This is a genomic window from Nitrospira sp. ND1, assembly GCF_900170025.1.
GTDB lineage: Bacteria > Nitrospirota > Nitrospiria > Nitrospirales > Nitrospiraceae > Nitrospira_A.
The window spans coordinates 2318180-2331423 of the sequence record NZ_FWEX01000006.1; the positions used below are offsets into that span (position 1 = coordinate 2318180).

A 13244-nucleotide genomic window follows, 5' to 3' on the forward strand; every position below is an offset into this window, starting at 1 on the left:
TGATGGCCCTGGATCAAGATGTGTTGCGATCCGATTATGCGCATCTATTGACGTTGTGGACGTCCGGCGTGCGGGACTATCACACGATGCTGTCGGACTATCTGACCGCCAATTCGATTTTTGTCGCGGTGATCGGGTTGCTGGTGTCGCGGGAATCGCTGGCGCTTCCCTTTACCCTCATCATTGTATTGTTCAGCATCATCGGGATTCTCATGAGTGTGCAGATGGCGATCGTGCTCGGGCGGTTCTCCGGGCAAAATGCGCTCTGGGAGTGGCAGCTACGGGGCATCGAGACCATGCCTGAATGGCGGGAACGAAAGCCGGTGAACAGTCTCTATCGACTCCGCGAACATCGTGAAACGATCGTCGAGGACACGAATGAGCCGCGCTTCTTCGAGCCCTCCTGGGCGTTCCGGCAACATCGCCAATGGTGGGCGCATCGCGCGATCAGCTTCCCCTGGTTTTTCGGTACGGTCTATGGGCTCTTTCTGCTGTGGGGGCTGACCCAGGTCGTGCGTGCGAGCACGTTGTCGTGGGGGTAATAGGCCCTGCCTGATTGACGGTGTCTGCATCACCGTGAACATCAGCAGCGCGGAATGGAGAGCGGCACCAGCAACAGAGGCCGTCACCGCCTGCTGTATCACGTCTTCCAACGACTCACTTTCCGGCGCTTGGTAACAGGCCGATATGCAGTGCGGATGAAGCCTCCATGAAGAAACATTCATGGATGAATTCTTCATGCTCCGTTCATCGTCGATTCATGTTCTGCTGCTACAGTGACATCGTGACGGGGCGGGGCGACGAGGATCCCGTCTCGGGCGGATCATGAAAGGTGAACGAGATGAACAAACTGAGTACCATCGTGCCGGTCACGCTGCTGCTGTTGTCGGTCGTTGGCGCAATGGGGGTGATGGTCTTCTGGGGTTTGTCTCTGCTGAATCCATCTTAGGAGTCTGTCCGAGTAATACCATTCTGCTGCGGCAAACGAGCTGCCGGTATCTGCGTCGTTCTTGGCCCGAAACAATCCTCGACGTATTCCAGCGAATACGCCTCCGGATTTTTCGTGCCTGCGGTCTCGCATCTCCCAGCAGCTCCTTCCCCTCGCAACGAAGGATGACTCGGACAGACTCCTATCCCGGACTGTTCCTGAATGCCTGCTCCGTCGTCCGGTCCTGTCGCCCCGCGGGCCTCGATCTCAAACGCCTCGCGACGGCATTCATGAATAGTCCTGGCTAGTTAGGGGCTCGCTTGGCCTTTATCGAGCGGCCGAGCGAAAAGGGGTGACGACATGCTTGTGATGTTGGCAGTGGGAGGGATCACCTGTGTGGTGTGGGGGACAATGCTGTGGCTGTCCTTCCTCGATGAAAAACGGGTCGGATTACTGAGGAGGCCCGTGAAACATGGCAAGAACGCCGTTCGAGACGTCGGAGGTTGAGAACCGGACGACAGGGATATCGTGAGGAAGAGGATGAAGCGCAGGTTGTGTAGATCGGAATCGTACGCACCGGCACAGTGCGACCAGGCGATGGGATCTCGTCGTGGCGGGGTGTATTGCCTCATGGCAAGGAGGGCCTCTGCTGCAAATGGCAACAGTGGGGAGTTGGAATCGGGGCCCTCTGTCTTATACCTGCCCAGAAAATAAGCGAGAGACCAACGGATGAACGGGAGAGGTGCTGGCATTTGTCTTGCTCGTGAAGGCGCTATCAGCCGTTGACCGTCTGCGTTCAGATTGCCATCACCCACGCGCACCGCTCCTTGATCGACCATCCGACGCCGCTTGCCGGAGACCGGTCGCCTCCATGGGAACAGTCGCCCAACCGTTTCAGAGGAGCTATCATGACTAAGCCACTGATGACACGGATCCTCTTGGCGACCGATTTTTCAGATGGCGCGGCCTGTGCGCAGGACTATGCCATCTATCTCGCCTCCCACTGGGGAGCCACGTTGGAGGTCCTGCATGTGATCGAGACGCCCCACCGGTCGAGCGCCGAGGCGGAATCCCTTGCCGCGGTTGTACAGGTGCGAGCGGAGGCTGCGCGGCAGTTGGAGCAGGTGCGTGACGATCTGGTGCGGCGTGGCGTCTCAGTCAAGGTGCGGCTGGTTCTGGGGAACCCGGCAGAGCACATTGGTCTGGCTGCCAAGGACAAGGGGGCGGAGCTTGTCGTGCTGGGCGTCCAGGGCCGAACCAACTTGCTGTATGGGCTGATCGGCAGCACGGCGGAACGGGTCGTGACAGAAGGGCCCTGTCCGGTTCTCGCGGTACCAGGGTTGCGTGAAGAAGCGGGCAGGCCGTCCGCGGCAGGCAGACAGGTACACATCCGGCATATTCTGGCACCGCTGGATTTTTCGAGTCCCTCGCTGGATGCCGTCGAATATGCCATTCAACTCGCCAACGGCCTCGGCGCCACAGTCACGTTGATGCATGTGTTGGAACCGGTCTGCTACGACCTGGATTGCGGCCTCGGTGTAGTCGAACAGGAGGCGCGAAAACGAGACCATTGGAACAGGCAACTGTCGGAACTCCAGACCCTCGTGACCTCGTTCGGATTGGCGGCCGACGTCGAGATTTCAGGAGGCATTGCCTCCGATGCGATTCTCGCCTCTGCGTTACGCCATCGATCCGATCTGATCGTGATGGGGACCCATGGCCGCCGCGGTGTCTCCGCGCAACGGTTCGGAAGCGTGTCGGAGGCGGTGTTGCGCCTGGCAACCTGTCCGGTCTTAACGGTCAAGACGCCGAAATTCGCCGCAGGCCACCGCCGGGTAGTGCCGCAAGCGATGAGAGAGACGGAAATTAAGGGAGCACAGCCATGAACCAGCGCGATATCTATATTACCGAATTCGATTTGAACCGTCTGAGAGATGTCCTGAGGGCTCGTATCAGCATTGAGGCGCGGGACAGGGATCATCTGGAGAGCTTGGAGAATGAGCTCGATCGCGCCCATGTCGTGGACCCATCCGCCGTTCCCCATGATGTGGTCACGATGAATTCCCAAGTCCGGATCGAAGACGTCGAGACCGGCATGGAAACTGTCTATACGCTGGTATTTCCTGCCGATGCCGGTATCCAGGAGAAGAAGCTGTCGATCCTTGCGCCGATCGGGACGGCTCTGTTGGGGGCGCGCGCGGGTGAGACGGTGGACTGGCCCGTGCCGGCGGGCGTGCGAACCGTGCGCATCAAGGACGTCTTGTACCAACCCGAAGCCGCAGGGCATTATCACCTATAGCAGGTAGGCTGTAGTCCACACAGTATGAACCATACCGGAGGAATCGATGGAAGTTCGCAGCAAGGTCTATACGTATCGTACGGCAGTGAAATGGACGGAACAGAAAAAAGGAACGATTACCTGCGAAGGAAAACCGGATATCCAGGTGGCGACACCTCCGGAGTTCAAAGGACATGAGGGGATTTGGTCGCCGGAGGACTTGTATGTGGCGTCGGCCAATATCTGCCTGATGACGACATTTTTGGCGGTCGCCGAACGGGCCGGATTGACCTTCACGTCGTACCACTGTGAGGCGGAAGGACGGTTGGAACTCGTAGAGGGAAAGTTTCAGGTCACCGTGATTACGTTGCGTCCGCAGATTGCGCTTCAGTCGGGAAGCGATGCGGCGAAAGCCAAGGAGCTCATCGAGAAGGCGGAAGCCAACTGCCTGATCTCGAATTCGATGAAAACGCGTATCGCCCTAGAGCCCACCATCTCCTGACGCTCCGGATTGGGGCATCTTGCGCCAGCCGGGATCGAGTGGTGGGGTGATTCTCTCCACGGCCATCCCGGCTGGGCGTCGAGTTTTTCCGCGAATCGGTTACTCTCACCCTGTTTCTCTCATTTCACTTGGTTGTCCCTTCCTGTCCGACTGGCACGAGGATCGCATTCTCATCGTCGTATGTGGGGTGCCACGGGTGTGCGGCAGCTCCTTACAAAGGAGACGATGATGAACGCCAGAGTCACCGGTCCGGTTCTCCTGTCGATGCTCCTCATTGCGGCGGTCGGCAGCGGTTCGTATGCGGCCGGGGGGAATGTGGCCAAAGGCAAGGTGCTCTATACCAATCTCTGTATCCGTTGCCATGGAGTCGATGGGAAGGGCGACGCCTATATGAAGTTTAATCCTCCGGTCGCCGATCTCAGCTCTCCTGCCGTGCAAAGCAAGTTAGATGAATCCCTTATGAAAGCGATTCACGACGGACGGAAGGATACGGCCATGGGAGCCTGGAAATTCGTCCTCTCCGAAGAAGAGATCAGTGACGTGACCGCCTACGTACGAGTGCTCGGGAGTCACGCCAATCGCACGCTGCCGTAGCCGAATGGAAAGGAGTGCCTCATGAACTGGCGTGTACTTGGGCTGGGAACCGCGGTGTTATGGATGGTCACGGTGGGCGTGATTGTGGCGTTGTTCGTCCAGGGGCATACCAGGCCGGGGGCCGACGGGCGCACGGAAATTCTCCTGGCGCCGGCGGAGCGGGATCTGATCCTGACAGAGATGCGGCAATTGCTTAAGTCGGTGCATGGGGTCGTGACGGTCTTGGGGAGTCCGGACCAAAACCTCAAGGCCGCAGAAGCCGCAGCCCGCTCAGCGGGTATGGCAATGGCGGCAGACGTCAATCCCGCCGTCATGTTGAAACTCCCCCTGCCGTTTAAGCAAATGGGCATGTCGATCCACAAGGATATGGATCATCTGGCTGACGGCATTGCGCAGGGGGAATCTTCCGTCCAAATTCTCAATCGTCTGTCGAGCATGACGGCGCGCTGCACCGCCTGCCATGACATGTATCGGTTTGCGACAGCAAAGTAGCGGTCGGCTGTCAGGCTATCCGGAGCGAATCCTTTTTCATGAAGCTGACTCCTACCGAGTAAGAGCTGGTTTGGCACAGGGGTGGATGATCGGAGGCAGTCGCCCGATTGGCGCTGACAACTGACGGCTTCAAAAGAATGAAGGAGGTGCTGTGATGGCATGCAATGTTGGTGGAATCGAACGGCCGGTCCGGATCGTGTTGGGGGTCTTGTTGATCGGAATCGGTGTTTTCGCCGGGCTGCCTCCCGTGGGGATGGGGGTTGCGCTGGCCATGGGAGCGATTGCGCTGGTCACCGGCGCCATCGGGTTTTGTCCGGTATGGACTCTGTTGGGGGTCAACACCTGCCCGATCGACGCAGGTAAAAAATCCTGACCCAACAGGTTTTGCGGTGAAGTGGCGTGTGCGCAGGGTGATCATAGGCAGTGTGGAGAGTGCCGGTGGCAATTCCGTCACTGGAGTAGCGCGAAGGAGGACAGGATGACGACGATGGCGAGACCGGGTGTGCCGGTAGGCGGATTTAAGACGGTCGGACAGATTGTAGGGACGAACCAATTGCGCATTCACCGGAACCAAAGCGCATTGGCGATCGCGGTGGAGTTGCTGACGAGTCATACACCCGGGGCGCCGGTGGTCGATGACGCGGGACAGTACATCGGGTTCATCAGTGAATTCGATCTATTGAAAGCCCTGAGGTCGAACCAGGATCTCAATCAGCTGACGGCAGAACAGGTTATGGTCAAGGATCGGATTACCGTGACGGCGGAGACATCGATCGACGATGCGGTTCGAATGATGGAAGAGAAGCGTTTGCTCAATCTGCCCGTCGAGAAGGACGGCACGATCAGATACACATTGACCCGACACGATTTGCTGCGGGCCTGGATCGGTCTGGGGCTGGATATTGAGAACCAGACGGTCTGAATCAAGTTGCGAATGGCGGAGGGGGCGGGAGTGAATAGGCTGCCGCCTCCTCTCCTGCCCGGAATCACCCTACATGATGGATTACGAACGTGAGTTATTCCGACGACACACAGAGCTGTGAAGGGGCAGGGCTGTCGACTCCGGTCGGGTCGCGGCGGACATTTTTTCACTGGGTGACGGTTGCCGCTGCCGCTGTGGTCGGGGTGGGGCTGGCTGTGCCACTGCTCGGCTCGCTGGTGTCACCGGCCTTCATGCGACGCAAACGTGAATGGGTCGATGTCGGCCCGGTGGATACGTTGCCCGCGGGGCGCCCTACCCAATTGGATCATGTGACCACCGTCCGCGATGGCTGGCTGGAAGCGAAGTCCCAGAAGGCGGTATGGGCGGTGAAGCAGGCGCAAGGCGAGGTGAAGGTCTTCTCCCCCATCTGCACGCATCTGGGATGCGGGTACCGCTGGGACGATACGGAAAAGAAGTTCCTCTGTCCCTGTCACGGGAGCGCCTATGACATCAACGGTCAGGTGTTGGGCGGACCCGCGCCGCGTCCGCTGGACGTACTCCCGTCGAAAGTGGAGGGAGGCCGGCTCCTCGTCATGTATCAAGACTTTAAATCGGGCCTTCCACAGAGTGTGGAGTTGTGAGCGGCGATGGTTTCATTGCCGAGATCTGGGAGTTGAATGTCTTCTCGCCTATACGATTGGTTCGACCGTCGGTTGAACCTGAAACCGGTGCAGCGCACGCTGCTCGACGAACCCATTCCGGGCGGAGCCAGCTGGATTTACGTCTTCGGCTCCGTCACGTTGTTCTTGTTCGTACTTCAGGCCGCCACCGGCATGTTCCTCGCGCTTTATTATGCTCCGACGCCGGATCACGCCTACGACAGCGTCCGATTCATTGAAACCGAGGTCACGTTCGGGTGGTTCGTGCGCGGGCTCCACCATTGGGGCGCGTCGTCGATGGTCGTGGCGATCGGTCTCCATATGCTCCAGACCTTTCTCTATGGCGCGTACAAAAAGCCGCGCGAAGTGATGTGGATGGTCGGGGTGGTGCTGTTCCTCGTGGTGATGACCTTCGCGTTTACCGGCTATTTGCTGCCCTGGGATCAAACCGCCTATTGGGCGACTCAGATCGGCATCAACATGGTGGGCACGGTTCCGCTCATCGGAGATTTTCTCTCCCGGGTCTTGCGAGGAGGAGAAATCCTCGGCGCATTGACGCTGTCGCGGTTCTTTGCGATTCATGTGTTGTTTCTTCCGGCCATCCTGATCGGTGGGATCGCTCTGCATCTGTTCGTGTTGAGACGGGTAGGGCCGGCCGGACCCTGGACCGACGATCGCGCGTCGCTGGGCAGCGAGACCTTCGCTCCCCGGCAGGTTTATATGGATGCGGTGGTGATTGCCCTGGTGTTTCTCACGGTCGCCGCGCTGGCCTTGAGCATTCCTCTGCCCCTGACGGATAAGGCTAATCCTTCCGATACGAGCTTCGTGCCGGTCCCCGAATGGTACTTTCTGTTTTACTACGAGCTGCTCAAGTACGTGCATGGGCCGCTTGAACCGTTGGCGACCTGGGTTCTTCCTCTGTCTGTGATTCTGATCATGTTGTGCTGGCCGTTCATCGATCGTAACCCGGTGCGCAATCCCATCCGGCGGCCGGTGGCCTTGGGCAGCGGCCTGCTCTTCCTGTTCGTCGTCTTCGGTCTCTTAGGCATCTCGCTCAAGAATCTCTACGCTGTGCCGAGAACCGATCCGGCCGTCGTCCAGGGACGAGCGATCTATGCCCAGCTCGGTTGTGCCGGTTGTCATCGCATCCATGGTGAGGGAGGCGCCGTCGCCCCCGACCTGTCTACGATCGGAGACGCGAGACCGGATCGGGCGTGGCATCTCAAGCATTTCCGCGATCCGCAATCCGTCTCGCCGGGATCGTTTATGCCGAAATTCCCGCTTACCGACCAACAGCTCAATGACTTGACCAGCTACATGCTGAGTTTGAAGCGGGAGAGTTAGGGTGTGTCTAATGCGGGCAGAGAACGGAAAGGAGCGATGATGACCGACGTCTGGCGTAGTGGCGGCCTTCTTGTGGCGCTCGTAGTTGGGATGACGACGGTCTTTGCGGTTGCGGTCACTCGCGTTGCGGCAAAGGGCGAGCAAGCGGGCGAACAATTTGTGAGGAACACCTGTACGGCCTGCCATCGAATCGAAGGTCCGGTCGCAGCCCGCAAAACCAAGAAGGCACCGGACCTGATTTGGGCCGGTAATAAGTATCAGCCAGCGTGGCTCGTCAACTGGCTCCAGAATCCCGATTTCAAGCACTATCCCGTCGGCTACGATTTTCGCCCGGATCGAAAGAAGCGACACCTTGCCTTGCCCCTCGATCAGGCGAAAGCGGCGGCGGCGTTTCTGGCTACGCGGAAGGATCCTCGTATCAAGGAAGGTGTGATGAAGGCAGGCACGGCGGAGCAAATGGCGAGGGGACGCAAGCTCTATCAGGAGCATGGATGCCAGAATTGTCATTACACGCCGGCCGGTACGCCGAAGGGGTATGTCGGAGGAACGTCCAGTACCTCGTTCATCAAATTGAGCGAGCGGTTAAACGCGGATTGGGTCTACCGTTTTAACCTGAACCCCAACGATTTCGAGCCGGACAGCGGGGCCTATATCCCTAAGCCGCCGCTGCCGGATGAGGACATTTACGCCATTACCGCATACATGATGACATTCAAATAGGTTGAGTGAGAGGAGGGAACGATGAACGATGCAGGTCGCCGGGCGACAGTCGCGGGCGGAGGACTCCTGTTGATGGTAGCGAACATTGTCATGGGCGGAGCCGCGGGAGGGGCTGAGGGAAAGTCGAATCCCGAGGCCGGGAAGAAGATCTATCTGGAGAGTTGTCAGAACTGCCATGGACCGACGGGCAAAGGCGACAGCGACATGGCGGCCTACCTGTCGCCGCCGCCCGCCAATCTTACCGCCAAGGGGACCCAGTCAAAGACCGATGCGCAACTGCGGAAGGTGATTCTGGAGGGGCGGCCCGGTACGGCCATGACCGGGTATGAGGGAGCGTTTGAAGAACCTCAATTGTCGGATTTGATCGCCTACATCCGCTCGCTCAAGTCATGAGGTTCGAGGAGGGCACAACAGCGGATCTCGACCTCCCCTGCTGGTGGTTCGAAGAAGAGTATCACAAGACTGTACCCGGTGGTCGTCTCTTGGCCGGAGGACCATCATGAAGGGAGGCTGTTATGTCGATCACACAGAAGCTTGCGGGGGGACTGGTTGTGGCGGTTGCTCTGCTCGGAGGCTGGGGCCCCAGCTTTGCCGGCGCACCATCGGCCGGCAGTGTCCCGGTTGAAGCGGTGATGGACTATCTCCATTCCGTCCTGGAGGCCAATCGCACATTTTATACCGTCCATGTCGTGGAGCGGATGCAGCGGAGGGGCGTGATCGAGTCTTCTGAGAAATGGCGCGAACTCAGCGCCCTTCCGCTTCCAGCCCAGTTCTTTCAAGAGGCATCGAGCCTGGCCACGCTGACCGGCAGCGCCGTCCGGTATCGCTTGATCAGCCTGAACCCGATCAACAAACAAAACGGGCCTCATGGCGAATTCGAGCGCAAGGCGCTCGAAGCGGTCATGGCACATCCAGAGCAGCCGTATAAGGGGTCGGTGACCGAGGGAGGCGTGCGATACTTTCAGGCCCTGTATGCGGATCTTGCCGTGTCGTCCGTGTGCGTGAGCTGCCATAACGCCGATCCCCGCAGCCCGAAACGGGACTACAAGATGCGGGACGTGCTCGGCGCGGTCCTGATCTCGATTCCGATCTCGGAGTGACTCGTCTCAGGATGGATCAAGCTGTTCGACGTGATCCGAGCGCTGCGAAGGGGGCTACGGCTTACGGCATAGGCTGCGTAGGGCCGTGCCTATGTTGTGGCCGGAACCGGAATCCCCGTAGCGGCGTAGGATTATCGAGAACACCAAAGACATGATGCTCGGAGGCGTGAATGATGAGTGCAAGGCACCGACGTTATATCGGCCGGTGATCACGTTAGTCCCTTCGTCCATCCTCGAAGCCTCCCGGGCCGGCGCGAGGAAACAGGGCAGATAACGCCTCAGAACGATCAAATCAACATTCTGAATCCTTTTCCACAAACCTGTCCCTAATCACCACATTCAAGACGGTGGTGTATGAGTTCGCTGTAGCACGATGCCGCAGGCGGCGGAGGGGGACTGTGGCTTTTGTCGTCAAGTATGCAGGCATGCATTCCCCTGAGGGCCTGCCAAAAGCTAATTCTCTTAGGCGAGCTCGTGTCGACGTGGTATGCAGTTTGCGAGACCCTCTACGTATGAGACACATATTGTTCAGTGCCCTAGTGATCGTCGCGTTCATGACAGGTTGCGTCGATTCGAAGGAAGCACGCAGCGGCGCACAGTCTGCCATGAGTCAAGCCGAGCCGGACAGGCTCGATGCCCTCTTCAGCCATCCCTCCCCCGATTCCATCCCCGGCGGGCAGCGCGGGGAGCAGATCCGGTTGGGTTATGAGCTCGTCGTTCATACGCAGGAATTCGCCGCACCCTACGTAGGGAATCGGCTCACTTGCGCCAATTGTCATTTGGACGCAGGGCTCGATCCCAATTCGGCCTCTTATGTCGGGCTCTCGCGGGCCTATCCGGAATATCGCGCGCGAACCGGGCGTGTCGTGACATTGGCCGACCGTATCAATGAATGTTTTGAACGCAGCTTGAACGGCAAGCCGATTCCGTCGGACAGCCACAAGCTCCGGGCCATCGTGGACTACATCGAATGGTTGTCGAAGGATGTTCCGGCAGGAAGCCGGATGGCCTGGCGTGGCATCCCACGGATTCAAGCGCCCAAGCCGCCGGATGTGGCGAATGGTGCCAAGGTCTTCACGTCCCGTTGCGCGTTTTGCCACGGAGCGGACGGGCAGGGCACGATGGCAGCTCCCGCTGTGTGGGGACCTCAGTCTTACAACATCGGCGCGGAGATGGCGCGCATTCCGGTAGCCGCTTCCTTCATTAAATCGAACATGCCTCGCACCAGAGGATGGGCCCTATCGGATCAGGATGCCTATGACGTAGCGGCGTATATCAACTCCCAACCACGCCCGGATTTTCACGACAAGGGCAATGACTGGCCGAAGGGAGAGAAACCGGCGGATGCACCCTATTGAACGCGTGCAACGCATCTCGTGAGGCGTATCTCATGACACATCCCTCCTGGGAATGAACAACGAGATGCGAAGTACGAGATGCGAGCGGAGGAGGACGAAATGAAACTCAGCGTGGCGTATCAGGGGGGAGCGCGGTACGACATCCTGAGCGATCGGCACCGGATCGTGACGGATCAGCCGGTTGAAGACGGAGGGGCCGACGCCGGTATGAGTCCCGTGGAACTGTTTGTCGGTTCGGTGGCGAGCTGCGTGGGGTACTTTGTCGGCCAGTTCTGCGCGCGACACGATATCTCACGCGAAGGCCTAAAGGTGGACGCTGAATGGACGATAGCTGAAGCGCCGCATCGAGTCGGGCAGATCCAACTTGCGATTCGCCTTCCCCATCGAGTGACACCCGAGCTGAGAGAGCGGCTGCTGAAGGTGGCGCACGGGTGCACGGTCCATCAATCGATCGTCGTGCCTGCCGCTATCGCGATCGAGCTGAATCCGCACGGCCATCCGGCGACGGCATCTGATCTTATGGAGGAAAAGTCATGACGGTGTCCCGACGGGAATGGTTGCGAACGGTCCTGCAAGGAATCGGCATCGGTATGGTGGTTGGGCCCGTGGGCACCGCGATCGCCACCGCGCAGGGGAGTGAGGCGGGGCATGGAACCGGGCCGTTGACCGTACGAGTGACCAGGCCGTTCGACGCAGAAACACCGGTCCGGGAATTTGCCTCCTGGCTCACACCCAATGAGCGATTTTTCACGCGCAGTCACTTCGGCCCTCCTTCAGCCGAGACGGTACAGCCCGATGTCTGGCGACTGACGGTCAAAGGGCTGGTCAAAGAGGAGCTGACGCTCAACCTCAAAGACTTACAACAACTCGAGGCCGTCACCCTGACCGCCGTTCTGCAATGCAGCGGAAACGGACGCGCGCACCATCGTCCCAAAGTGCCCGGTGTGCAGTGGGAACGCGGAGCGGTCGGCAATGCGCAATGGACCGGCGTGCGGCTTCGCGATGTGTTGCAGCGAGCCGGAGTGAAACCGCAGGGAGTCCACGTGCAATTGCAGGGGGCGGACCGGCCGGCGCTGGCGACCGTGCCGCTGTTCACGCGAAGTATCCCCCTCGCAAAGGCTCTCCATCCCGATACCCTCCTGGCCTATGAAATGAACGGCCGTCCGCTGCCCCTGCTGCATGGCGCGCCGCTGCGGGTGATTACTCCCGGCTGGATGGCGGAGTCCTGCATGAAGTGGCTGACCGAGATTACGGTTCGAGCGGATGAAACGCCCGGCTACTACATGCAGCAGGCCTATCGCATTCCGGAAACGGCCGTTCGCCTGTCTTCGGGATTGCCGGGAAGCGCGATGGTTCCGGTCGAGCAGATGCCCGTCAAGTCGCTTATCGCCGCTCCGGCGGAGGGAGACACGGTACGGATCGGGCCGGTCACGATTCAAGGTGTCGCCTGGGCCGGCGAGGCGCCGGTGGCGAAGGTTGAAGTGTCCTGCGACGACGGAAAGACCTGGGAGCAGGCCCGGTTATTGGGAGAGGGGCAGCCCTACGCCTGGCGGCAATGGCAGTCTGTGTGGAATGCCCGCACGCCAGGGCCTATTGCGATTCTCTGCCGCGCCACCGATGCGCAGGGGGAGCAGCAACCGGCGACGAGCTCTTGGAATCCCGGAGGATTTCTATGGAACGGATGGGATCGCCTGTCCGTCACGGTGGCGGCATGACCCAGAGCACGGCGAAAAAGACCTCCGGTTTCGTGCTCGCTGCATTACTCTGTACTCTGCTTGGCTGGGTGGTGATCACGGCGGCTCAGGAAGATGACCGTGGAACGATTCAGCCGGCCCAGGCTCGTCAAGCACTGACATTGATTCATGCCCGTTGCGCCGTCTGCCACACGACCGACCTGATCGTGCAGCAACGGTTGCCGGCCGACCGATGGACAGTGACGGTTGAGAAGATGATGCATTGGGGCGCGGATCTGTCCAAGGACGAGGCGGCGATGGTCTTGCAATTCGTGACGGCGCGGTATCATTCCGGTGCGCCGGACCATCTGCCGTCGATTGAAGAAGAGTTGGCCATGATCGGGCCTGCGGTAGGCCCGCGTCAGGGGTCTGAGGGGCCGGTGTCCGGTGTGGCATCGAGAGGCGCGGGACTCTATGCGCACAATTGCCAGGCCTGCCATGGTGAAGGAGCGTCCGGTGGGGCCGGACCTAAACTCGCGCGCAATACGATTCTGAAAAATGAAGGGGCTTTTTGGGAGACGGTGCTCCATGGGCGGGGGCCGATGCCGTCCTGGGGCGCAGTGCTGAGTCATCAGGAGATCGCGGATATTCATGCCTGGTTGGCGACACGCTGA

General features: G+C 59.5%; 17 protein-coding genes. All 17 read left to right on the top strand.

The window, feature by feature from the left end; translation table 11 throughout:
* Positions 1–2: 2 nt before the first annotated feature.
* The 17 genes from NSND_RS15750 (at position 3) to NSND_RS15830 (ending at position 13244) form a co-directional block, all read left to right on the top strand.
* Positions 3–542 carry a hypothetical protein gene (locus tag NSND_RS15750; protein ID WP_080879899.1) on the top strand — a complete coding sequence of 180 codons (540 nt, stop codon included), beginning with the start codon at positions 3–5 and terminating at the stop codon, positions 540–542.
* A gap of 1294 nt (positions 543–1836) precedes the next feature.
* On the top strand, positions 1837–2814 hold the full coding sequence (locus NSND_RS15755) for a universal stress protein (RefSeq protein WP_080879900.1): 978 nt from the start codon (positions 1837–1839) through the stop codon (positions 2812–2814).
* Positions 2811–3227, top strand: coding sequence for a nucleoside diphosphate kinase regulator (gene rnk, locus NSND_RS15760; protein WP_080879901.1), 417 nt, complete (start codon positions 2811–2813; stop codon positions 3225–3227). The genes NSND_RS15755 and rnk overlap by 4 nt, the downstream gene beginning before the upstream one ends.
* 46 nt (positions 3228–3273) lie before the next feature.
* Positions 3274–3708 carry an OsmC family protein gene (locus NSND_RS15765; RefSeq protein ID WP_080879902.1) on the top strand — a complete coding sequence of 145 codons (435 nt, stop codon included), beginning with the start codon at positions 3274–3276 and terminating at the stop codon, positions 3706–3708.
* A 225-nt stretch (positions 3709–3933) separates the two neighbouring features.
* Entirely contained in the window at positions 3934–4302 is a 369-nt protein-coding gene (locus NSND_RS15770; protein ID WP_159450823.1) for a c-type cytochrome, read from the top strand.
* Positions 4303–4323: 21 nt separating this feature from the next.
* Complete coding sequence (locus NSND_RS15775) at positions 4324–4794, top strand: hypothetical protein (protein ID WP_080879904.1); 471 nt, start codon at positions 4324–4326, stop codon at positions 4792–4794.
* Positions 4795–4948: 154 nt separating this feature from the next.
* Positions 4949–5167, top strand: a complete 219-nt coding sequence (locus NSND_RS15780; RefSeq protein ID WP_080879905.1) for a YgaP family membrane protein — start codon at positions 4949–4951, stop codon at positions 5165–5167.
* A gap of 105 nt (positions 5168–5272) precedes the next feature.
* Positions 5273–5716 (top strand): CBS domain-containing protein, encoded by a 444-nt coding sequence (locus tag NSND_RS15785; protein WP_080879906.1) that lies wholly within the window; start codon positions 5273–5275, stop codon positions 5714–5716.
* A gap of 89 nt (positions 5717–5805) precedes the next feature.
* Positions 5806–6357, top strand: a complete 552-nt coding sequence (locus tag NSND_RS15790; RefSeq protein ID WP_080879907.1) for a QcrA and Rieske domain-containing protein — start codon at positions 5806–5808, stop codon at positions 6355–6357.
* Between the two features lie 36 nt (positions 6358–6393).
* Positions 6394–7719, top strand: a complete 1326-nt coding sequence (locus NSND_RS15795) for a cytochrome b N-terminal domain-containing protein (protein ID WP_080879908.1) — start codon at positions 6394–6396, stop codon at positions 7717–7719.
* Positions 7720–7755: 36 nt separating this feature from the next.
* Positions 7756–8439: a c-type cytochrome gene (locus NSND_RS15800; protein ID WP_080879909.1), complete on the top strand. Its 684-nt coding sequence runs from the start codon at positions 7756–7758 to the stop codon at positions 8437–8439.
* Between the two features lie 21 nt (positions 8440–8460).
* Positions 8461–8832: a c-type cytochrome gene (locus NSND_RS15805; RefSeq protein WP_080879910.1), complete on the top strand. Its 372-nt coding sequence runs from the start codon at positions 8461–8463 to the stop codon at positions 8830–8832.
* A gap of 122 nt (positions 8833–8954) precedes the next feature.
* Positions 8955–9539 (top strand): Tll0287-like domain-containing protein, encoded by a 585-nt coding sequence (locus NSND_RS15810; protein ID WP_080879911.1) that lies wholly within the window; start codon positions 8955–8957, stop codon positions 9537–9539.
* Between the two features lie 512 nt (positions 9540–10051).
* Complete coding sequence (locus NSND_RS15815) at positions 10052–10897, top strand: c-type cytochrome (RefSeq protein WP_235000278.1); 846 nt, start codon at positions 10052–10054, stop codon at positions 10895–10897.
* Positions 10898–10996: 99 nt separating this feature from the next.
* The gene (locus NSND_RS15820; protein ID WP_159450824.1) at positions 10997–11434 is read left to right on the top strand and encodes an OsmC family protein; all 438 of its coding nucleotides are present in this window, start codon (positions 10997–10999) and stop codon (positions 11432–11434) included.
* Positions 11431–12612: a sulfite oxidase gene (locus NSND_RS15825; protein WP_080879914.1), complete on the top strand. Its 1182-nt coding sequence runs from the start codon at positions 11431–11433 to the stop codon at positions 12610–12612. The genes NSND_RS15820 and NSND_RS15825 overlap by 4 nt, the downstream gene beginning before the upstream one ends.
* Positions 12609–13244, top strand: coding sequence for a c-type cytochrome (locus NSND_RS15830; protein ID WP_235000279.1), 636 nt, complete (start codon positions 12609–12611; stop codon positions 13242–13244). Before NSND_RS15825 ends, NSND_RS15830 begins: the two co-directional genes overlap by 4 nt.

Coding starts and splice junctions, on each gene's coding strand:
- NSND_RS15750 (WP_080879899.1), top strand. CDS start 3: ATGGCCCTGGATCAAGATGTGTTGCGATCCGATTATGCGCATCTATTG.
- NSND_RS15815 (WP_235000278.1), top strand. CDS start 10,052: ATGAGACACATATTGTTCAGTGCCCTAGTGATCGTCGCGTTCATGACA.
- NSND_RS15820 (WP_159450824.1), top strand. CDS start 10,997: ATGAAACTCAGCGTGGCGTATCAGGGGGGAGCGCGGTACGACATCCTG.
- NSND_RS15785 (WP_080879906.1), top strand. CDS start 5,273: ATGACGACGATGGCGAGACCGGGTGTGCCGGTAGGCGGATTTAAGACG.
- NSND_RS15810 (WP_080879911.1), top strand. CDS start 8,955: ATGTCGATCACACAGAAGCTTGCGGGGGGACTGGTTGTGGCGGTTGCT.
- NSND_RS15805 (WP_080879910.1), top strand. CDS start 8,461: ATGAACGATGCAGGTCGCCGGGCGACAGTCGCGGGCGGAGGACTCCTG.
- NSND_RS15825 (WP_080879914.1), top strand. CDS start 11,431: ATGACGGTGTCCCGACGGGAATGGTTGCGAACGGTCCTGCAAGGAATC.
- NSND_RS15770 (WP_159450823.1), top strand. CDS start 3,934: ATGATGAACGCCAGAGTCACCGGTCCGGTTCTCCTGTCGATGCTCCTC.
- NSND_RS15775 (WP_080879904.1), top strand. CDS start 4,324: ATGAACTGGCGTGTACTTGGGCTGGGAACCGCGGTGTTATGGATGGTC.
- NSND_RS15800 (WP_080879909.1), top strand. CDS start 7,756: ATGATGACCGACGTCTGGCGTAGTGGCGGCCTTCTTGTGGCGCTCGTA.
- NSND_RS15755 (WP_080879900.1), top strand. CDS start 1,837: ATGACTAAGCCACTGATGACACGGATCCTCTTGGCGACCGATTTTTCA.
- rnk (WP_080879901.1), top strand. CDS start 2,811: ATGAACCAGCGCGATATCTATATTACCGAATTCGATTTGAACCGTCTG.
- NSND_RS15780 (WP_080879905.1), top strand. CDS start 4,949: ATGGCATGCAATGTTGGTGGAATCGAACGGCCGGTCCGGATCGTGTTG.
- NSND_RS15830 (WP_235000279.1), top strand. CDS start 12,609: ATGACCCAGAGCACGGCGAAAAAGACCTCCGGTTTCGTGCTCGCTGCA.
- NSND_RS15765 (WP_080879902.1), top strand. CDS start 3,274: ATGGAAGTTCGCAGCAAGGTCTATACGTATCGTACGGCAGTGAAATGG.
- NSND_RS15795 (WP_080879908.1), top strand. CDS start 6,394: ATGTCTTCTCGCCTATACGATTGGTTCGACCGTCGGTTGAACCTGAAA.